The organism is Falsiroseomonas selenitidurans (genome assembly GCF_012103215.1).
GTDB lineage: Bacteria > Pseudomonadota > Alphaproteobacteria > Acetobacterales > Acetobacteraceae > Falsiroseomonas > Falsiroseomonas selenitidurans.
This window is the reverse complement of the sequence record NZ_JAAVNE010000012.1, coordinates 1-19,994: the sequence shown is the minus strand read 5'-3', so window position 1 is coordinate 19,994 and position 19,994 is coordinate 1. Positions and strand designations below refer to the sequence as shown.

19 protein-coding genes and 2 pseudogenes are annotated in these 19,994 nt (G+C 70.8%); 11 read left to right on the top strand and 10 right to left on the bottom strand.

The window, feature by feature from the left end:
- Positions 1-10: 10 nt before the first annotated feature.
- Both HEQ75_RS09420 and HEQ75_RS09415 read right to left on the bottom strand, forming a co-directional pair.
- The gene (locus HEQ75_RS09420; RefSeq protein ID WP_168029637.1) at positions 11-919 is read right to left on the bottom strand and encodes an SMP-30/gluconolactonase/LRE family protein; all 909 of its coding nucleotides are present in this window, start codon (positions 917-919) and stop codon (positions 11-13) included.
- Between the two features lie 4 nt (positions 920-923).
- Positions 924-1,931, bottom strand: a complete 1,008-nt coding sequence (locus HEQ75_RS09415; RefSeq protein WP_168029636.1) for a Bug family tripartite tricarboxylate transporter substrate binding protein — start codon at positions 1,929-1,931, stop codon at positions 924-926.
- Between the two features lie 126 nt (positions 1,932-2,057).
- Between HEQ75_RS09415 and HEQ75_RS09410 the strand changes: the two genes are divergently transcribed.
- From HEQ75_RS09410 to HEQ75_RS09370, 8 genes and pseudogenes are all read left to right on the top strand, one after another.
- The gene (locus HEQ75_RS09410; RefSeq protein ID WP_168029634.1) at positions 2,058-3,032 is read left to right on the top strand and encodes a tripartite tricarboxylate transporter substrate binding protein; all 975 of its coding nucleotides are present in this window, start codon (positions 2,058-2,060) and stop codon (positions 3,030-3,032) included.
- A 164-nt stretch (positions 3,033-3,196) separates the two neighbouring features.
- Positions 3,197-4,204 carry a hydroxyacid dehydrogenase gene (locus tag HEQ75_RS09405; protein ID WP_168029632.1) on the top strand — a complete coding sequence of 336 codons (1,008 nt, stop codon included), beginning with the start codon at positions 3,197-3,199 and terminating at the stop codon, positions 4,202-4,204.
- Between the two features lie 50 nt (positions 4,205-4,254).
- Positions 4,255-5,232, top strand: coding sequence for a Bug family tripartite tricarboxylate transporter substrate binding protein (locus HEQ75_RS09400; RefSeq protein WP_168029630.1), 978 nt, complete (start codon positions 4,255-4,257; stop codon positions 5,230-5,232).
- An 87-nt stretch (positions 5,233-5,319) separates the two neighbouring features.
- Entirely contained in the window at positions 5,320-5,466 is a 147-nt protein-coding gene (locus HEQ75_RS29030) for a tripartite tricarboxylate transporter substrate-binding protein (RefSeq protein WP_168029628.1), read from the top strand.
- Positions 5,467-5,478: 12 nt separating this feature from the next.
- Positions 5,479-6,156 (top strand): annotated as a pseudogene (locus HEQ75_RS09390) (Bug family tripartite tricarboxylate transporter substrate binding protein); the annotation flags it as partial.
- Positions 6,157-6,263: 107 nt separating this feature from the next.
- Entirely contained in the window at positions 6,264-6,512 is a 249-nt protein-coding gene (locus HEQ75_RS28740; RefSeq protein WP_268887736.1) for a phage portal protein, read from the top strand.
- A pseudogene (locus HEQ75_RS09375) lies at positions 6,497-7,461 on the top strand (IS3 family transposase); the annotation flags it as partial. The gene HEQ75_RS28740 and the pseudogene HEQ75_RS09375, both read left to right, overlap by 16 nt.
- A 189-nt stretch (positions 7,462-7,650) precedes the next feature.
- A complete protein-coding gene (locus HEQ75_RS09370) occupies positions 7,651-8,349 on the top strand; it encodes a DapH/DapD/GlmU-related protein (protein ID WP_168029624.1) in 699 nt (232 codons plus the stop codon).
- Between the two features lie 25 nt (positions 8,350-8,374).
- On the opposite strand, the gene HEQ75_RS09365 is transcribed toward HEQ75_RS09370, so the two are convergent.
- From HEQ75_RS09365 to HEQ75_RS09340, 6 genes are read right to left on the bottom strand one after another with little or no spacing between them, the layout of a single operon-like run.
- Entirely contained in the window at positions 8,375-9,118 is a 744-nt protein-coding gene (locus tag HEQ75_RS09365) for a hypothetical protein (RefSeq protein WP_168029622.1), read from the bottom strand.
- Positions 9,119-9,173: 55 nt separating this feature from the next.
- Entirely contained in the window at positions 9,174-9,968 is a 795-nt protein-coding gene (locus HEQ75_RS09360) for an ABC transporter ATP-binding protein (RefSeq protein ID WP_168029620.1), read from the bottom strand.
- A gap of 18 nt (positions 9,969-9,986) precedes the next feature.
- On the bottom strand, positions 9,987-11,117 hold the full coding sequence (locus tag HEQ75_RS09355) for an ABC transporter permease (RefSeq protein ID WP_168029618.1): 1,131 nt from the start codon (positions 11,115-11,117) through the stop codon (positions 9,987-9,989).
- Positions 11,117-12,280 carry an efflux RND transporter periplasmic adaptor subunit gene (locus HEQ75_RS09350; protein ID WP_168029616.1) on the bottom strand — a complete coding sequence of 388 codons (1,164 nt, stop codon included), beginning with the start codon at positions 12,278-12,280 and terminating at the stop codon, positions 11,117-11,119. Before HEQ75_RS09350 ends, HEQ75_RS09355 begins: the two co-directional genes overlap by 1 nt.
- Entirely contained in the window at positions 12,277-13,032 is a 756-nt protein-coding gene (locus HEQ75_RS09345; protein WP_168029614.1) for a MinD/ParA family ATP-binding protein, read from the bottom strand. The genes HEQ75_RS09350 and HEQ75_RS09345 overlap by 4 nt, the downstream gene beginning before the upstream one ends.
- Positions 13,029-13,451 (bottom strand): hypothetical protein, encoded by a 423-nt coding sequence (locus HEQ75_RS09340; RefSeq protein WP_168029612.1) that lies wholly within the window; start codon positions 13,449-13,451, stop codon positions 13,029-13,031. Before HEQ75_RS09340 ends, HEQ75_RS09345 begins: the two co-directional genes overlap by 4 nt.
- Before the next feature lies 1 nt (position 13,452).
- On the opposite strand from HEQ75_RS09340, the gene HEQ75_RS09335 reads away from it, so the two are divergent.
- Positions 13,453-14,979 carry a cytochrome P450 gene (locus HEQ75_RS09335; RefSeq protein WP_235961446.1) on the top strand — a complete coding sequence of 509 codons (1,527 nt, stop codon included), beginning with the start codon at positions 13,453-13,455 and terminating at the stop codon, positions 14,977-14,979.
- Positions 14,963-16,567, top strand: coding sequence for a GH3 family domain-containing protein (locus HEQ75_RS09330; protein WP_168029608.1), 1,605 nt, complete (start codon positions 14,963-14,965; stop codon positions 16,565-16,567). Before HEQ75_RS09335 ends, HEQ75_RS09330 begins: the two co-directional genes overlap by 17 nt.
- Before the next feature lie 67 nt (positions 16,568-16,634).
- Here HEQ75_RS09330 and HEQ75_RS09325 read toward each other — a convergent pair whose 3' ends face one another.
- The gene (locus HEQ75_RS09325; RefSeq protein WP_168029606.1) at positions 16,635-17,630 is read right to left on the bottom strand and encodes a GNAT family N-acetyltransferase; all 996 of its coding nucleotides are present in this window, start codon (positions 17,628-17,630) and stop codon (positions 16,635-16,637) included.
- A 392-nt stretch (positions 17,631-18,022) separates the two neighbouring features.
- Here HEQ75_RS09325 and HEQ75_RS09320 point away from each other — a divergent pair, with 392 nt between their 5' ends.
- On the top strand, positions 18,023-18,274 hold the full coding sequence (locus tag HEQ75_RS09320; protein ID WP_168029604.1) for a hypothetical protein: 252 nt from the start codon (positions 18,023-18,025) through the stop codon (positions 18,272-18,274).
- 190 nt (positions 18,275-18,464) lie between these two features.
- Here HEQ75_RS09320 and HEQ75_RS09315 read toward each other — a convergent pair whose 3' ends face one another.
- On the bottom strand, positions 18,465-19,769 hold the full coding sequence (locus HEQ75_RS09315) for a SulP family inorganic anion transporter (protein ID WP_235961444.1): 1,305 nt from the start codon (positions 19,767-19,769) through the stop codon (positions 18,465-18,467).
- Positions 19,770-19,994: the final 225 nt, after the last annotated feature.

The window sequence follows — 19,994 nt, the reverse complement described above, 5'->3', positions numbered from 1 at the left end:
ACCTCCGGCCTCACCGTCCCACATTAGCCGATTCCGGACGCGCGCGCAGGATGCTGCCAGTTTCGCTTTCGGTGATGAACAGGTCGCGCCCGTCGGCGCCGCCCAGGCAGAGGTTGGTGGTCGAGGCGCCGGCGCAGGAGGTGATGGCGAGCGTCGGCTCCGCCCGCCCGTTGAACCGCCAGACCGTCCCGATCCCGGTATGGGCGACCAGAAGATTCCCCTCCGGGTCCCAGGCCAGACCATCCGGGCCGCCGGGCCCGCCATGCAGGTGGATGAAGATCCCCGCCTTGGTGACCGCGCCATCGCCGTGCAGCGGCAGGCGCCAGATCTGGTTGGCGCGTGTGACGGCCACAAGACAATGCGACAGGTCGGGCGCGGCAACGATGCCGTTCGGGCTCGGCACCGTGCCGATCAGCGTGTCGAGCCTGCCGTCCGGGCGCAGGCGATAGACCCGGCCGGTCGGGTCGTGCAGGCCGGTCTGCCCCTGGTCGGTGAAGAAGATGCTGCCATCCGCGCCGAGGGCCAGGTCGTTCAGCCCGCGAAAACCCTCACTGCGCGCCGTCTCCAGCAGCGGCGTGATGTCGCCGCTGGCAGGGTCGATGCGGATCAGGCCGCGCTTGTAGTCGGTGACCAGCAGCGTGCCGTCGGCCGCCACCTTCAGGCCATTCGGCCAGCCATCATACTCGGCAACAAGATCCCACGCGCCGTCGGGTGCGATGCGGAAGATGCGCCCGAAGGGGATGTCCGTGACGTAGAGCCGGCCCTCCGCGTCGAAGCAGGGACCTTCCAGAAAGCTGTCGATCTCGCGTCCGCCGCGGTTCCAGCGTGCCCATTCGGTCGCACGCGGCCGGCGGAAGCGGTCCGGCAGCCGCGTGAAGACCTCGGTGCTGATGCGCGGCGGCGGCGCGAAGAAGGGCATCGGCTTATTGCCGTGCGATGCCGCTGGTGACAGCCACATCGCGCCACAGGGCGGATTCCTCGGCGAGCAGCGTCGCGAAGGCGGCTGGCGGCATTCCGCCCGGCGAGGACGCCAGCGAGGCCAGGAAGTCGCGCATGTCCTGCGCCCCCAGCGCCTCCGCAACCACCGCATGCAGCCGCGTCACCACCGCGTCCGGCGTGCCAGCCGGGGCCGCGATCCCCGACCAGTTCACCACGCCGGTGCCATTCGGGCCGAGGTTGGGCAGGCCGGCCTCCTTGAAGGTCGGGACCTGCGGCAGGACAGGCGTGCGCTCCGCGCCGCTCATCGCGAGCACCCGCAGCAGGCCGCCCTGCACATGGCCAAGCGCAGAACCGAGCGAGACCATGACCAGGTCCACCTGGCGCGACAGCACATTGGTCACCGCCTCGCCGGCGCCACGGAACGGCACGTGCAGCATCCGGATGCCGGCTGCCTGGGCGAAGGCGGCGGTGGCGAAGTGTGGCGCGCTGCCGATGCCGCCGGTGCCGTAGGTGATCCTCTCCGGCTCGCGCTTCGCATCCGCGATCAGCGCGGCGAGGTCGCGCCATGGTGCGTCGCGGTGCACGGCGATCATCACCGGCGAGAAGGCGCTGACCGTCACCGGGCGGAAGGCATTCGCATGGTCGAAGGGCAGGCGTTCAAACAGGTAGGGCAGCATGGCGTAGGTGTTGTCCATCGCCAGAAGCGTGTGCCCGTCCGGCGTGGCGCGCGCGACGTCGGCGGCGCCGATCGTGCCGGTGGCACCCGACTTGTTCTCCACCACCACCGGCCGTCCCAGTCTCTCGGACAGCCTGGGCGCGAGGCGCCGCGCAATGGTGTCCACGGCGCCGCCGGGGGCCCAGGCGACGACGATGCGGATCGGGCGCGACGGCCAGGCTTCGCCCGCTTCGGCGTAGCCAGGGCGCGGCAATGCCCCGAGGGTGAGCGGCATGGCGGCGAGGCCGGTGCGGAGGATGTTGCGGCGGGAGAGCATGGTACGCGGTTCCTTCCCAAGGTGCCCTGCTGTTGAAGGCTTGCATTTCGAAATCGTGTTTCATTATAAGCGATCCCAGCCTGTGTCTGTCAAGAAAAGGGCCGGGCTCAGGGAAGGAACTTTGGGATGCAGGAAACCCAGATCGGCCGGCGCGGCGCGCTCCTCGGCGCCATCTCCGTCCTCGCGACCCCGGCGCTCGCCCAGCGCGGTTGGCCGGCGGGCCACCCGATCGAGATCGTGGTGCCCTTCGCGCCAGGTGGCGGCATGGACGCCATGGCGCGCAGCGTCGCGCCTTTCCTCGCCGCGCGCCTGCCAGGCGCGCGTGTCGTCGTCAGCAACCGGGCGGGCGCGGGTGGCCAGGTCGGGACCGAGGCGGTGGCGAATGCCGCGCCGGACGGCTTCGTGCTCGGCGCCTGCGCGACGCCCACGATCCTCAGCCAGCCCATCGAGCGCGCGGTCCGCTGGCGGCCGGCGGAGCTCACCTACCTCGCGCAGGTCGTCGAGGATGCCTGCGGGCTCTTCGTCCGTGCCGACAGCCCGCTGAAGGGGCTGCCGGACCTGCTGACGGCGGCGCGGGCGCGGCCGGGTGACCTGCCCTATGGCACCGCCGGCATTGGCGGGGACGACCACATCGCGGCCCTGCTGCTGGAGGAGGCCGCTGGCGTCCGGCTGAACCACATCCCCTTCAACGGTACCTCGCAGCTGCTCGTGCCGCTGCTCGGCGGCCAGCTCGATGTCGGCGCCTTCAACATCAGCGAAGCGCTACCCTTGCTGCGCGACCGCGCCATCCGCGGCCTGGCGCTGGCCAGCGCGGCGCGCGACCCTGCCGCGCCGGAGATCCCTACCTACCGCGAGGGCGGGGTGGATGTCGTGTTCTCCGCCGGCCGGGGCATCTTCGGGCCGCCGGGACTGCCGGATGCGGTCCGCGCGCAGATCGAGGAGGCCTTCGCGGCCATCTTCGCCGATCCGGCCTGGTCCGCGGCCGCCGCCCGGGTCGGCCTGCCGCTCAAGCCCCTGGTTGGCGCGGCTTATCGCGACGCGGCGCTCGGGGGCGAGGCAGCGATACGCGCGCTCTGGGCCCGGCATCCCTGGAAAGAATGACTTCGCCATTTCGAAATCAAGTTTCACAAATCCGCCCCTGTTCCGCGGTTCGTGACCATCGCGCGGGGAGAACTGTCATGGCCCTGGTGGGCGCAACCTTGCGCCGCTTGGGCTGCGACGGCCTCGTCTGACCGCGCACCGATCTCTTCCGAAAGAATCCCCTCATGCCCCAGCCCCATGCCGCGAAGCCCGCAGTCCTCGTCACTGCCGCGAAGCTCGCCCCGGAGGCGGTCAGCATCCTCGAGGCGGCCGGCTATGCCGTGCCCTGCACCTCCGGCTACCCATCCGAGGCCGAGCTTCTGGCTGCTATCGCCAAGCACCATCCGGTCGCGCTCCTGCACCGGCAGGGGATCATCAACGGCGCGGTCATGGATGCCGCGGCGCCCGCGTTGCGCGTCATTGCGCGGCACGGCGCTGGCGTCGACGGCATCGACCTCCCCGCCGCGGAGGCGCGCGGGCTGACGGTGACGCGCGCCGCCGGCGCCAATTCCCGCTCGGTTGCCGAGCATGCAATGGCCCTGATGCTCTCGCTGCTGAAGGACCTGCCCTCGGTCGCTGCCGGCATGCGCCAGGGGCTGTGGGAGAAGACCTCCCGCATGACCCGTGACGTGGAGGGCGTGTCGCTCGGCCTCGTGGGCTATGGCGCCATCGGGTCGAAGGTTGCGCGCTTCGCGGATGCCTTCGGCATGCGGATCGCCGCCTATGACCCGCTGCTGCCCGCCGGGCCGCTGCCGGGCCCCGGGGAGCGCATCGCCGACCTGCCGGCGCTGCTCGCGCGGTCGGAGGTGTTGTCGCTCCATTGTCCGTTGGAGCCCGGGACGCGTGGGATGATCGGCGGAGGGGAGCTCGCGGCGCTGCCGCGCGGCGCCATCCTGGTGCACACCGCCCGCGGCGGCATCGTGGACGAGGCGGCGCTGCTGGCTGCGCTGGACTCCGGCCACATCGCCTGGGCTGGTATCGACGTCTTCGCAAATGAGCCACTGGAGAACGCCAGCCCGCTCCGCGGCCACCCGCGAATCCTGTCGACGCCGCATCTTGCGGCCAACACACCGCTCGGCGCCGTCGGCATGTCCACGGGCGCAGCCGAGAGCATCGTCGCGGTGCTGGCAGGGCGGCTGCCGGCCCTGCCGGGCGCCGTGGTGATCCCGGGCGGCCTCCGCGAGGCGGCCTGACGCGCTGCCGGCGGCTGCCGGTCCGTACTGTTCCACATGGAGAGGAAACAATGAACACACACACCACCCTCACCCGCCGCGGCATCCTTGCCGCCGGCGTCGCATCACTGGCAGCGCCCGCGCTGGCGCAGCCCAACTGGCCGGCCGGCCGGCCCATCGAGGTCGTTGTCGGCTTCGCGCCGGGCGGCGGGACGGATGTCATGGTGCGGGCCCTGGCGCAGTTCCTGCCGGCCGAGTTGCCCGGCGCCAACTTCGTCGTTGCGAACCGGCCCGGCGCCGGCGGCGAGACCGCCTATGCCGCGCTGCAGGGCGCGCGCCCGGATGGCTACACGCTCGGCACCATCAACACGCCGGGCTACGTCTCGCTCGGCATCCAGCGCCGGGTCCGCTACGATCGTGCGCAGATCCGCCTGATCGCGCGCCTGGTCGACGATCCCAGCGCCTTCGTCGTGCACCGCGATTCACCCTTCCGCACGCTGAAGGACGTGGTCGAGGCGGCGAAGCGCCGGCCCGGTACGATCAGCGTCGGCTCCTCGGGCATCGGCACCGACGACCATCTCGGCCTGACGCTGTTCGAGGCGGCTTCGGGAACCGAGTTCATCCACGCTCCCTTCGCCGGCGCGGGACCCGTGCGGAATGCCGTGCTCGGCAAGCAGATCGACATTGCGGGCCTCAACCTCGGCGAGATCGGGATGCTGGGGCAGGAGAACCCGATGCTCCGCGCCATCGCCAGCATGGGGGAGCGGCGCTGGGAGCTGATGCCGGACGTGCCGACCTTCCGCGAGGAGGGCTACGATGTGCAGATGACCAGCGAGCGCGGGCTCGGCGCGCCGCGTGGCATCCCGGACGAGATCGCGACGCGGCTGGAGGATGCGATTGCAAAGGTCATCGCCACGCCGGAATGGGCTGAGAAGGTGCGCCAGCTGGAACTCGCGATGTCCTTCCTGCGCGGTGCCGAGTGGGAGGCGAAGATGCCGGCGCAACTCGCGCGCTTCCAGGGGATCTGGCAGCGGACGCCGTGGCAGTGAGCGGCGACATGATGCGCCGCCGCACGCTGCTGGCTGCACCATTGCTGGCCGCCGCCGGGCCAGGCCTGGCCCGCGAGGTCCCTGCGCATGGTCGTGGGCTTCCCGCCCGGCGGCGCGGTGGATAGCGCGGCCCGGCTGATCGCCGACCTGCTGACGGCGAGGCGCGGTCAGCCTGTTGTCGTGGAGAACCGGCCGGGCGGCAGCGGCACGATCGGCGTCACAGCAGTCGCGTAGGCGGCGCCGGATGGCTACACCCTGGGTGCCGTCGCGATGAACAGCCTGTCGATCCACCCCTACCTGTTCACGCGGCTTCCCTATGATCCGGAGCGCGACCTGCTGCCCGCCTCGCTGGCCTGGGAGGCGCCCCTGGTCCTCGTCGTGCCGGCCGCGCATGTGCCGGCCGGCACGGTAGCGGAACTCGTCGACTGGGCGCGACAGCAGCGCGGCGGCGTTTCCTTCGGGAGTTCGGGTGTCGGGACGACCGTGCATCTGTCCGGCGAGCTGTTCTGCCGGCGCGCCGGCATCCAGGGGGTGCATGTTCCCTTCCGCGGCGGGTCGGAAGCGCTGACCTCGCTGCTGCGGGGTGATCTTGGCTTCGTCGTCGACAACGTGCCGACGGCGCTGCCCAGCATCCGGAGTGGCGTGCTGCGGGCAATCGCCGTCACCTCCGCCGGACGCTGGCGCGACCTGCCGGATGTGCCGACGATGGCCGAGGCTGGCGTCCCCGATCTCGTCGCGACCTCCTGGGGTGCGGTCTGCGCGCCGGCGGGGACGGACACGGCGATCGTCGCGCGCCTGTCGGAGGCGATGCGTGCCCTATGCGGGTGTGCGCCCCTCGGCGGCGAGCGCCGCGGGCGGATTGTTGGGGCGGGTGGCCCCTGCGTGACGATAGTCCTCGACAGGCAGCGCGCCCTGTTGTCCTGAGGGCTGTGCCCGCCTCCGTCCCGCCATTCCCGATTCCCCCTGTGACCTGCCCCCGTAGAAGCGGTCCGCCGGTAATGTAGTCCGGTGGCAGCGAAGGGGTGGCTGGGATGGCGCGGAAGCGCATCCCTGCCCGCGACGTGCTGCACATCTACCGCAAGCGCCGGCCAGGCCAGCTGCGCGACGTCTCCTGGCTGGCGCCCGCGCCTGTGGAGATCACCTTTCCTACGCCGCCGCGAGGCACCGCCGCCACGGCGATGAACGTCGCCTGCATCACCACCGGCGCGCAGGTCTGGCCTCGCGCCCTGCCTGTTCTCGCATCGCGACGTAGAGCACGTGGTGGATGCGCTCGGTGGTGAAGCGGCTGCGACGGGAGAACGAGATCCTCCGCCAGGAGCGGGACATCCTGAAGCGGGCCACCGCTTTTTTCGCCCGGGAGGGAAGTCGGTGAGCTTCAAGCTCGTCGACGAGGCGAAGAAGGAGTTCCCCGTGCACCGCCTGTGCCGCGTCCTTGGCGTCAGCCAAAGCGGCTACTTCGCCTGGAAGGGCCGCCCAGCCTGCCGCCGTCAGCACGAGGACATGGTGCTGCTGGCGCACGTGCGGTCGGCCTTCGCGTTGTCGAACGGCACCTACGGCAGCCCGCGCATGACGCGCGAACTGCGCGACGATGGCCTGTCCGTCGGCCGCCGCCGGACGGGACGCCTGATGCGAGAGAATGGGTTGCGGGCTCGGCAGAAGCGGCGGTTCAAGCGGACCACGGATAGTCACCATGCCTGGCCGGTGGCGCCGAACCTGCTGGATCAGGATTTCACAGCGGCGGGCCCGGACGAAAAATGGGGCGCCGACATCTCCTACATCTGGACGAAGGAGGGCTGGCTGTACCTCGCCGTCGTCATCGACCTGTTCGCCCGCCGCGTCGTTGGCTGGTCGACCGGCGATAGGCTGCACCGTGACCTGGCCTTGGCCGCACTGCGGAAAGCGGTCGTCATGCGCCGCCCAGCGGCAGGCCTGGTTCATTACTCGGACCGCGGAAGTCAATATTGTTCCGTGGACTACCAGGCCGAACTGAAGGCCAACGGCATCCTGATCTCCCTGTCCGGGCGGGGAAACTGCTTCGACAATGCCATGGTCGAGACGTTCTTCAAGACGCTGAAGTCCGAGCTCGTCTGGCGCACCGCCTTCGACACGCGTGCCGACGCCGCAGCCGCCATCGGCCGATACATTGACGGCTTCTACAATCCAGTCCGCCGCCACTCCGCGCTCGACTTCACAAGCCCAGCGCAGTTCGAGAGAATGGCCGCTACCTGACCCAATGCCTCTCCATAAAAGTGGAGCAAGTCCACACACAACCATCACCTCCCCATAACCCCTGCACGCCACACAGCGCGCAGGGGTCGCGCCGTTTCGGGCGCGCCGAAATGGTGCGCGCGGGTTGCCCGGCCACGTCGCCGCCGATAGCGTCGGCATCGGACGCAGCAGCCAGGCAGGGGGGGCGGCATGTCGGTCGCGGGTCGTCTGGCGTCGTGCTTCCCGGCGCTGCATCTCCTACTCATGGCGGCCTGCGCGTTGCAACTCGTCTGGCATTCGGACACCACGCTGCAAGCCGGCGGCTGGACCTTCGCCTTGCTGTTCGTGACCTACGGGCTGCCTGTCGCCACGCACCGCATCATCGACCGCCTGGCGCCAATCCGGGAAGGCGTGGTGGACCTTGGCGCGCCGCGTCACCTGCCGTGGTGGACCGCGATGCAGCTCCAGTGGACCTACGTCGCGCTGCCTGCGCTGGAGGTCGCACTGCGCGCCGTGCCGGGGCTCTACAGCGCATGGCTGCGGTGCTGGGGCAGCCGCATCGGGCGCGGCGTCACCTGGACACCGCGCGTCGAGGTGCTGGACCGCAGCCTGCTCGACATCGGCGACCGCGTGGCTCTCGGCCACCGCGTCATCCTCTCCGCCCATCTCGCGACCATCAGGGGCGGACGCTGCCTCGCCTATATCCGCAGGGTCAGGATCGGCCACGACGTCTTCGTCGGCGCCGGCAGCATGATCGGACCGGGGGCCCGCATCGGCGATGGCGCCGTCATCGGCTACGCCGCGCTGCTGCCGCTGAACGCGCGGGTCGCCGCAGGCGCCAGCATCGAGGCCATGGCTAGGGTCGATGCGCGGGGCACCAGCCGGCCGACCGACACGACCGTCCCGTGAGGCGGTTCGCCCCGCGCGCGACGGGTCAGGTCACCGGCTGCGGGTCGGCGGCCGTCAGGCCCTCCTCGAAGAACTGGCGCACGAAGGGCTTGAGATTGGCCACCGAAAGCTCGGCGAGGCAGACCATCTCCACCCCCTCGCGATAGTCGGGGTTGCGCTCCAGGAAGAAGCGGATTTCGGGGCGGTCGGCCAGTCGCTCCGGCACCTCGGTCCAGTCGCGCTTCAACTGGCCGAGCGATTGCGGGAAGCGGATCACCCCCCCATCCGCGTCGAAGGCAGCGCCGAAGCGATCCGCGGCAAGGCCATGGGCAATGCGGCGGAGCTGCGGCTCGGTGGCCGGGTCGGGATCATGGCGGGGGAAGTAGTCATAGGCGTAGACTTGCAGATGGCGGTAGGTCCGGTGGCTCATCACGACCAGGAACCAGTAGAGCGGCACCGCCGGCTGCTCCGCCTTCACGCGGCCCATCAGCCGCAGCCAGGCGGCGTGCAGGTCGGTGCGCCCCCACAGCGTGTGGTGGATGATCGTGTCGCCCGAGAAGGCGGCGCGCACCGGCTGCCCGCCGAAGACCTGCCGGTCGATCCGCAGGGTGGTGAAGCCGAGGACCTGCCCCTGGCCGCCGCGCATCAGCAGCACGAAGTGCTTCTCCCGCAGGTCGCCGCCGAAGCGGTCGCGGTCCACGCAGTCGTAGTAGGCGGCGAACAGGCCGAACATCTCGGCTTCGAGGTCGGCGTCGATGTCGCCGACGGCCACCGTCGCGAAACTGTGCATGCCCTTCGGTACCTCCCTGCGCGTCCGTGCCGCGTGGCATCCTGCCTGCGTGCCGCTATGCGCCGCCTGCCGGCTGGTCGTTGCCGGGCGCGACGCCCCGGCCGGCACGCCCGGTACGGCGCTGGCTGCGGAAGCCGGCATAGTAGAGATCCTCGGAGGAGCCTCCGTGGATGCGGCCCTCGTCGATCATGAAGGTGTGGTCCGCGCGGTTCATCACCTGCTGGTCGTGGGTGACGATGATGACGGCCGCGTGCTGCTCCGCCGCCACCTTGCGCAGCAGGTCCACCGCCTTGTTCGCCCGCGTGGCGTCGAGCGAGGCTGTCGGCTCGTCCGCCAGGATGATGCTCGGCCGGTTCGCCAGCGCGCGCGCGATGGCCACGCGCTGCGCCTCGCCGCCGCTCACTTCGGAGGGGTAGCGGTCGCGCCGGTGGCCGACGTCGAAATATTCCAGCAGCTCCATCGCCCGCTCCCGCCCCGCGCGGCGATCGACGCCGGCGTGGCGGAGGACGAGCTGGATGTTCTCGAGGCAGGTCAGGAAGGGCACGAGGTTGTGGAACTGGAAGATGAAGCCGATGCGCCTCAGGCGGAGCGCGGTGTAGTCGCGGAGCGTCCAGCCGCCATCCGCCACCACCTCCCCGCCCAGCTCGATCCGGCCGCCGCTCGGCTCCACGATGCAGCCGATGACGTTGAGCAGCGTGCTCTTGCCCGAGCCGCTCTTGCCCACCAGCGTCGCGACCTGGCCGCCGGGAATCTCGAGGTCGACGCCGCGCAGCGCCTCAACGCGCGAGGCGCCGCTGCCATAGTGCTTCGTCACGCCGGACAGGCGGATCAGCGGCGGTGGCGTTGTCATGCTCCGGGCACCGACGCTTCAACCGGACAGCGCTTGCGCCGGCTGGATGCCGAGCGCGAACCGGACGGAGGAGATGCTGGCGACCAGGCTGATCACCAGCGTGATGAGCGCCACGATGGCCGCATCCTGCCACAGGAACACCAGGTGGACGGGGAAGTAGCCGCGCAGCGCCAGGGCGCCCGATGCGCCGACCACGTAGCCGATCAGGCCGATCATCATGGATTGCTGCATCACCAGCCCGACGATGACATGGCCCGGGATGCCGATCAGCTTCAGGGTGGCGATGGAGCGCATCTTCTCCATGGTCATCCCATGGATGGTCAGGCTGAGGATCGCCACCGTCACCACGACCAGCACCAGGGCGAACAGCGCCATGGTCGCGCTGATCTCCTCAATCGTGGCCAGCGCGTAGACCTCCTCCTGTTCCTGGCGCGTGGTGGCGGAAAGCCCGCCCCAGCGCTCTATGGCCGCGGTCACGGGCCAGGCGGCGGCATCGGGTTCCAGCACGACGGCGAGCAGCGTCGCCTTGCGGAAATCACCGAGCGGTTGTCCGGTCGCCACCAGGCGGCGGATGATCGGGTCCGAGAGGCGGTTCTGCAGCCGCCGCGCATCCTCGATGGTGACGAAGGCCACCGGCTCCCCGCTCGGCCCCAGCGCATGCGCGCCATGGCCGACCACGGTGTAGGGCGCGCCGAGGATCGTCACCTCGGCGCCGACCGGGATCCCGGCGCGCCGGTCCAGCACCACCTCGCGCAGCGGCGCGGTGATGCCGCGCCCGGCGATGATCTCGGAAGGGCCGCCCGGCCGGCCGAGCTCATAGCCGACCAGGCGCACGCGCTGGCGCCGCTCGCCCTCATCCACGCTCGCATAGTGGAAGATCACCTCGCCGACGGCGGCGACGCCGCGGATGCGTTCCACCGCGCGCCGGGCTTCGCTCCAGACCGAGGAGACCTCGCCGACGCCGTTGCGGACATCGGTCTGCAGCACCCAGATATCGGCGCCGATGACGCGGATCAGCGACAGGGTGTTGTCGACGATGCCGCGATAGATCGCGCCCTGCATCAGCAGCGTGCCGATCAGCGTCGCCGCGCCGAAGGCGGTGGCAAGGAAGCGGCCGGGCCGGCGCCGCAGGTCCTTCAGCGCCAGCATCAGCTACCCGCCCCGAACCATCCGCGCGGACGGACCGCCAGCACGGCCTCCTCCGGCTCCAGGCCGCCCAGCAGCTCCCGCCGGCCATCATCATGCCGCCGGCCGAGCTGGACGCGGCGCTCCGCCAGCGTGCCGCCGGCGCGCACCCAGACCGTGCCGCTGCCATCGCGGACGTTGCGGATCAGCCGCTCCGGGATCAGCACGGCTTCCCGCGTCACGCCGGTGACGATCCGGATCTCCGCCGGCTCGCCCAGCACGAAGGCGGGGGGGATGATTTCGAAGGCCAGATTGAAGCGGCGATCCTCGGTCGCGCGGTCGACCTCCCGGTCGATGCGCGCGACGCGGCCGGGCAGGGGTTCCGAAGGGCGGGCGCGCAGCACGATCTCCGCTCGCTGTCCCTCCTCCACGCCGCCGGCGAAGTCCTCGCCGACATAGGCGCGCAGCCACACGCTGTCGGGGTCCACCAGGGTCAGCAGCGGGCTCCGGCCATCGGCGATCTCGCCGACCTCCTGGTGGCGCGCGATGACGATGCCGCTGAAGGGGGCGCGCAGCGTGTGCCGGTCCAGCACCACGCGCGCCGCCTGCACCTCCGACCGCGCCGTCTCGACCTGCGCGCGGGCGAGTTCATGCGCATGCCGGGCCCCGCGCAGCTCGGCCTCGGCGGTGGCGACGCCGAGCTCGGCGTCCTCCGCGATCGCCATGGCGGCATGGCCGGCGAGGCGGAGCGCCGTGGTGCGCGACTGGGTCCGGCGCCGCTGGTCAAGGACGGCGACCGCCCCGGCGACCGACGCCTGGCGGACCAGCACCTGCAGCTCCGCCTCGGCCAGCGCAGCGCGGGTGCTGTCCAGGCGTGCGATCTGCAGCCGGTTGTCGAGCAAAGCGAGCTCCTGCCCGGCCTCGACCCGGTCCCCGACCCGCACGGCGATCCGCGCGATGGTGCCCGGCATGTCGAAGCCCATCCGGGCGAGGCGGTCCGCCTCGACCGATCCGGTCGCCCGCAGCAGGATCGGCACGTCGCGCTCCAGCCCGAGGACCGGCAGCGCGGCCGCGTCCTCGCCGCGGAGCAAGGTCCAGCCGAGCCAAGCGCCGAGCGCGAGGAGAAGGCCCAGCGCCCCGAGCCTGGCGGCACGCCGCCCACCCCAGCCTTGCCGCGCCTCGCTCAAAGCCGCGACATCACGTCGCGCAGGCCGGCGGCGAAGGCATGGGCCGGGTGCGTCAGGGCAAAGAGGTCGGCGCTGCCGAGGGTCAGCATCTCCTCGCTGAACGGCAGGATGCCGGCGACGGGTGCGCTGTAGGTGCGCTCCATCCTGTCCTTCAGCAGCGCGAAGTCGAGGCTGGACAAGGATTTGTTGACCACGAGCAGCAGGTTCGGCACATCCAGCCGCCGCGCCACCTCCAGCGTCACCGCCGTGCCCTGGTAGTCCTGGCTGTCCGGCCGCAGCACCAGCAGCAGCGTGTCGGAGACGGCGATGGACAGCAGCGTCTCCTCGCTCATGCCGGGGTGGGTGTCGATCATCAGCACGTCGAGGCCGAGCGCATCGAGGGCGGTGTTGTAGGCATCCCCCAGCAGGTTCACATCGAACCCCTCCCGCAGGATGCGGGTGATCTCGCCGGCCTTGACGCTGGACGGGATGAGGAACACGGCGCCGCCCTCGGCCAGCTTGCCGTGGGCGGCGACGCGGTCGGTGACGTCATGCGCCGCATCGGTCATGGCGCAGCGTCCCCACAGCACGTCGTTCAGCGTGTGGCGCATGGCCTGCGGCTCAAGCTGGAACAGGACATGGATGCCGGGGGACTGGATATCGGTATCGACCACGCCAACCCTTCGCCCCGACCGGGCGAGCAGCGCCGCCAGGTTCGCGGTGATGTTCGACTTGCCCGTGCCGCCGCGATAGGAATGCGTCGAGACGATCATGCCGGGCCGAGGCCGCGTCGGTTTCGGCGCAGCCCGCGCGCGGCGCTGGCAAGGGCGGTGAAATAGGCGGTGCCGGTCACCCTTGCCACCTCGGCCGCCCGCTCCTCGCCGTCGATCCCGATCGTCATCAGCGAGACGTCCTGCCGCAGCACGACATTCTCCTGCTCCAGCCGGCGCTTCGCATCCTCGAGCTGCCGCTGGGTCTCGCGCAGCGCGTTGATCAGCTGCTGCAGGTGCATCTCCCGCGCCTCGATCTGCACCAGCATCATGCCGAAGGCCTCGGCGAGGCGGGCGAGGTCGGTCGACGCCTCGTCGCCCGTCAGCTCGAACAGCGCATTCGCATCCTGGTAGTCGCCGCGCGCCAGTGCCTCGCAGACATCCACCAAGCGATCGATCGGATCGCCGCCACTTTCGACCAAAATGCACCTCCGCACGTCGTTCGGTGGCAATCCTGCAGCCCAGACATCTTTTCCCGAAGATTGTATCAACCTTCCGGTGCGGTCTAGTCTCGATCCGCGTGTGACGGTTCCAGAGGCGGCGGCGAGCATCTTGGCAGCCTTGATTCCCGACTACCGGCTTCGCCGCGGGCTGCCCCCCGGCCCGCCCGTGCCCCCGGCCTTGCAGACGCTGTTCGAGGTCTATGCCCCGGCCCGGTTCATGCTCGCCTGCCGCCGCCGCTACGGCCCGGTCTTCACCATCCAGGGGCTGGGCACGCCGCCGCTGGTCGTGCTGGCGGCGCCGGAGCCGGTGCGCCGGCTGTTTTCTCTGCCCAGCCGTTCGCTCAGCGTCGGGCGGGGCAATGCCGCCCTCGCGCCCCTGTTCGGCCCGCGCTCCCTGGTCCTGGCCGATGGCGCCGAACACCAGCGCATCCGGCGCGCGCTAATGCCCGGGCTGGTGGGCGCGGGGCTCGACGGCAAGGCGGATGTCGTGCGCAGCGCGACCTTGGCGGCCGCGTCGGCGCTGCGGCCCGGCGACCGCTTCTCGGCCCTGGCCCTGGCGGACCGCGCCACGCTCTGCACCATCCTGGAGGCGCTGTTCGGCACCTGGCGCGCACCCGCGGACGAGGCGCTGCGCCTCCGCCTCACCAGCATGTTCGGCGACCTGGGGTCCCCGCTGAAGACCTTCGGCGTGCTGATCCCCGGCCTCTATGACCGGCTGGACCGCATCCCCGCGGTGCGGCGGATCCGGTCCGACCTGGCGGCGGTGGACGCGATGCTGCATGACCGGATCCGCACCGCGCGCGCGCGGGGCGCGCCGGCGGGTTCGCTGCTGTCGCGCCTGCTCGCGGCGCGGGAGGCGGATGGGCAGCCGCTCGGCGCCGCCACCATCCGCGACCAGCTGATGACGGTGCTGCTGGCGGGCCACGAGACCACCTCCGCCGCGATCGCCTGGGCGCTGCACCACATCCAGCGGCGGCCAGGGCTGCGCGACCGGCTGGTGGCCGGGCTGGCCCGGGGGAGCGAGGACGACCTCGTCGCCATCTGCCACGAGACCCTGCGGCTCCACCCGCCGCTGACGGGCGGGCTGGTCCGGGAACTCCATGAGCCGCTCGACCTCGGTCCCTGGCGCCTGCCCGCCGGCACCCGCGTGCTGGCGCATGGCTGGCTGGTGCATCTCGACCCCGCCACCCATGAGGCGCCGGCGGAGTTCCGGCCGGAGCGCTTCCTGGACCGGGGCCCGGACCGTGCCGGCTACCTGCCCTTCGGCGGCGGGCACCGCCAGTGTCCGGGCCAGGCGCAGGCCCTGCTGGCGATGCGCACGGTGCTGGCGACACTGCTGACGTCGCTGCACCTCGCCCCGCTGCCGGACCGCCCGGTGCGTGCGATGCGGCGGGGCGGCGTCATGGTGCCCCGCGGCGGCGTCATGCTGCGCGTGGAGTCCGTGCTGGCCGGTCCGGGCAGCGGCAGCCCGGCCGAGCGGGAGGCCTGCCATGCCGTCGGCACATGAGGCGACGCTCCGGCTTCTCCATGGCGCCTGGCGGCTGGCGGCGACGCGGGAGACGCGGCGCTTCGCGGCCGCGGCCGCGGCGCTGGAGGCGAGCCAGGCAGGCCGCCTGCTGCACATGCTCCGGCGCAACGCCGGCACCGTCCTCGGGCGGCGGCACCGGTTCGAGAGCATCACCTCCGTGGCCGAGTATCGCCGCCGCGTGCCTGTCGTCGGCTACGACGAGCTGCGCGACCTGATCACGCGCATCGCCGCGGGCGAGCGCGACGTGCTGACCGCCGGCGGCGTGCGGATGCTGGAACGCACCTCCGGCAGCACGGCGGCCGGCAAGCTCATTCCCTACACGAACGATCTCCGCGCGGAGTTCGAGCGCGCCGCGACGGTCTGGATCGCCGGCGTCCTGCGCGACGTCCCGGCGGTGCGCGGCTTGCGGACCTACATCTCGATCTCGCCGCTGCATGCCGGGCCGCGGCGGACGGAGGGCGGCATCCCCATCGGCCTTGACGACGACACCGGCTACCTCTCGCCGGTCGCGCGCCTCGCGGCGCGCCTCAGCCTGGTGGGGAGCGGCGCCCTGGGCGCGATCACCGACCCCGCGGCCTGGCGCGACGCGACCGCCCGCGCGCTGCTCGAGGCCGATGACCTGGGCCTGATCTCCGTCTGGAGCCCGGACTTCCTGACCCTGCTGCTGGACCACGTCGCGGCGCATTGGGACCGGCTGCTCGCCGGCCTGCCACCCGGGCGCCGGCGCGTGCTGTCGCGGCTTTCCGCGCCCGAGCCCGCGCGCATCTGGCCGCGCCTCGCGATGGTGTCCTGCTGGACCGACGCCCAGGCCAGCGCCCCTGCCGACCAGTTGCGGGCGCGGCTGCCGGGCATCGCGATCGAACCCAAGGGGCTGATGGCGACCGAGGGCGTGGTCTCCGTCCCCATCCGGCGCGGCCTGGCGCCCGTGCTGGCGGTGACCAGCCACGTCTTCGAGTTCATCGACCTTTCGCGGCCCGCGACGCCCCCCTTGCTGGCGCATGAGCTGCGGGCCGGCGGCGACTATTCGCCCGTGCTGACCACGGGCGGCGGCTTCCACCGTTACCACCTGCGCGACGCGGTCCGGTGCGAGGGACACTGGCATGCCGCGCCGCTGCTGCGCTTCCGCGGCAAGCTCGATGGCGTCGCAGATTTGCGCGGCGAGAAGCTGGACCCGGTCTTCGCCACGGAGGTGGTGACGCGCGCCCTGGCCGAGACGGCGCTGCCTTACGACTTCGCCCTGCTGGCGCCGACGGAGCCCGCAGGCATCGCGGGCTACACGCTGTTCGTGGAAAGCCCCGCCGCGGAGTCCGCGATCGCGCAGCTGGCGGAGCACGTGGAGCGGCTGCTGCGCGACTCGCGCCACTATCGGCTTTGCCGGGACCTCGGCCAGCTGCGCCCCGTGGAGGCCGAGCGCGTGCACGACGGCCGGCGGCGACGCATGGAGGTCCTGGTCGACGCAGGCATGCGGCTTGGCGACATCAAGCCGGCGCTGTTCGACCCCCGGCCGGGCCTGGCGGAGGCGTTGCGCCGGGGCGGACCCTCGCCCGCGGATCGCGGCCCGGCTTGAGCCGGCGGCGGCCACCCCGCGGGGCCGCATCGGCGCCGCGACCGCCACGCGACGGCGTGGCGCGCGGTCAGATCCGTTGCACGACCTTCCGCAGCAGCGGGCTGGTGAACGCGAAGCGGTTGGTCGCGGCGAAGCCGCTGAACACCAGGCGCGGCCAGGCGCCCTGGGGCGCGATGGCGATGTATTCCAGCGCCGGTTCGCCGCCGCGCAGCGCCTTGAACTCCGGCACCCCGGAGCTCCAGTTCAGCGCGAGCCCCACCTCCGCCGCAAGCTGAAGCTGGGCGAGCATCAGCAGCCTGTAGATGGGATAGGTGCTCGCGCGATCCATCGCGTAGCCGATCATCGGCGTCGTCATCGTCGTGCCGTTGCAGTAGTAGCCGACGAAGCCGATGACGGTTCCGGAGGGATCGCGGACCGTGAGGAACCGCAGCGCCCCGGTGCGCAGCGCGGCGCGCAGGAAGCCGGCGCTGAAATCCGGATTCTGCACGGAATATTTGTGGATGTAGAGTTGCCGGTACATGGCGACGGCTGCGTCGAGTTCCTCGTCGTCCAGCACGTCGTCCGTGGCGACCGTTAGGTCCTTGTGCTTCCGCCGCAGCCGAAGATCCCTGGCCACCTGTCCGGACCGCGACAGCGCGACTGCCGGCTGCGGCACGAGGAAGATTTGGCGCCAGGGAATCAGGATGAAACCGGCGTGCCGCAGCGCCGCCAGGATCGGCATGTGCTGCGCGTCGTTCAGGCCACGGATCGCCAGGCGCGGGCCGATCGCATGCGACGCGCATGCGACGTGACGCAGCATGTCATCCGCCGCCAGATCGGGAAGCAGGACGGTGCTGAAGGGCAGGTTGAACAGCATCGCCATGCCATCCCCGCCGGCCGAGCCGATGAGCAGGCCGGACAGCCGCGCGACCGCCAGCGCCATGGCGACCTCCAGGGGCCTCTTCATGTGCTTCGTGCGCGTTGCGGCGTATCCACCCAGCCCGGAGCGCAGCGAGCCGATGAAGCTCTGGTCCGGGCCGCCCGGGCGCGGAAACGAGACCGGGATCCCGTCGTCGCCGAGCACGGTGAAGTCCGCGGCGGAATTGGCGATGGCGCGTTCGGCGGCGGGCAGCCGCAGGAAGTCCAACATCGCCTCCTTCCACCGTGCCGCCGAGGGGAAGGCGCGTCGAGGGGGGTGGCATGGCGCCGCGATCATGATGATGGAACGCTAGGCCGGAAGACTTGAGCGCTCAAGCCGCCGGCGTGCTTGCCTTGGGACCGGGCGAAGCTGCACAGCACCAACCCGGTCGGGCGCCCCAGCGGGCTCGCCCGACACTTCGTAATTTTTAGTAAGGTTGGCGATGTGGGCAGGTTGGCCCGATCAATCGCGGGCAGCGTGGGTTCCGCACCGCCAGGCCCGCCTTGCCGGGGTGCCCACGATCCCGCGGAATTTCGTCGCTGTCCAAGGATTGCTTCGTGTCGCTGCCTGTTCCGAACGACCCCCTTTTCCCGTTCTCCTGGCATCTGCTGAATACCGGGCAGAATGGCGGCCTCGCCGGGATCGACATCCGCATCCTGCCTGTCTGGGAACACTACCGCGGGGCGGGCATCACGGTCGCGGTGGTCGATGACGGCGTCGCGGATACCCTTTCCCAGGCGGTCAGCTTGCTGAAAGCCCCCAAGCCTCAATCCCACAAAACGATCCAAATTCAACGCTATAATGCTTGAGGGTCAAATCGTCATACCCCCAAGCTTGGGAGACTTTCGCGCCTCCGGAGAGCGATTTCCGGGGTCGTTGCGTTCTCCAACCCTCAAGCCGTCGCGGCGAAACCCCAGGAAACCTGAAGTTCACGGCGCTGTCCGAGCATGGAAGATATGAGGTTGGGAAATCGACTGGAGCAGCGGTGGGAACCGGAAACTAACCTGCTCTGGGGGCGGCGATGCCCGACACGACGGGGTGCACCCGCACCTCCTGCGCTGCCTTCCCCATTCCGCCGGTCGGTACGGCGCCACCCGCTTCCGCCCCGCAGCCCAACGCCTGCACCGCCTCGAACTGCGAGAGAAATACCCGCCCCTTGAAGTGCTCGAAGAAGTCCGATCGTTTCAGCGCATCCATCACCGGCCCCTTCACCTCCGAAGGATGAAAGCCCACGCCCGCGGCATGCAGGCGATCCGCGATAGCTTCGAGACTTTCGAGCGCACTCGCGTCGATCAGGTTCACCGCGGGGCACATGAGGATGACGTGTTGCAACGCCGGGCGTGCCGCAGCCTCCCCGTAGATGCGGTCTTCCAGGTATCGCGAGTTGGCGAAATAAAGGCTCTGGTCGACGCGTAGGGACAGGATCGCCGGATCCGTGATCACCACGTGCCGCTCGACATTGCGGAAGTGCTCGGTGCCAGGTACCTGGCCCACGATCGCCATGTGCGGCGTGCTGGTGCGCCAGAGGAAAAGCAGTAGCGAAAGCGCGACGCCCGCGACGATCCCGGCTTCGACACCGACGAGCAGCACCAGCAGGATGGTCGCGGCCATCGCAGCGAAATCGGCCTTCGAATACGCCCAGGTGCGGCGGATGGCGGCCAGGTCCACCAGCGACAGCACGGCGACGATGATGGTCGCCGCCAGCACCGCCTGCGGCAGGTAGCGGAACAGCGGCGTCAGGAACAGCGTGGCGCCCAGGATGCCGAGCGCCGTCGCGGCGCCAGCCAGAGGTGTCGCCGCACCGGCATCGAAATTCACCACCGATCGCGCGAAGCCGCCCGTCACGGGGTAGCCGCCCGAGATCGCCGAGGCGATGTTCGCCGTGCCGAGCCCGACCAGTTCCTGGTTCGCCACGATCCGCTGCCGCCGCTTCGCCGCCAGCGTCCGCGCGACCGAGACGGATTCCACGAACCCCACCAGGCTGATGAGCACTGCCGCCGGCAGCAGCTCGATCCATAGCGCCGGATCGAAGCTGGGCAGCGCGAAGGGCGGCAGGCCGGCAGGGATGTCGCCCACGATCCGTACGCCCACCTGGTCGAGGCCGAGCAGCACGACCGCGAGCATCAGCCGCCGCTTCTCGCAGCATGGGGATGCCATGATCCGGCCTTCGTTCCCGCCGGCGCCAACGCTTACAAGCGGGACCTCCCGGACGCCGAAATTCACCTGCTCGACGCGGGGCACTTCGCGCTGGAGACGCATCATCACGAGATTGCCGCGCTGGTACGCGACTTTCTTGGTCGCCAATCGGCGACCCTCTAACGATCCTCTGGGCGAAGGGATCGAGATCAAGGAACCTGCTGCCCGACGGATTTGGGCCCTTCAACCAGCGCTGGTTGCTCGAAGCGCTTCCTTGAACAGTTCGAAGGCCTGGCCTGCTGCCGGTTCGATGGACACCGAGTTTAGCCTGAACCGGCCAAGCGCTCGAATGCCACGGGGCTGAGATAGCCGATGGCCGAGTGGCGTCGCGTC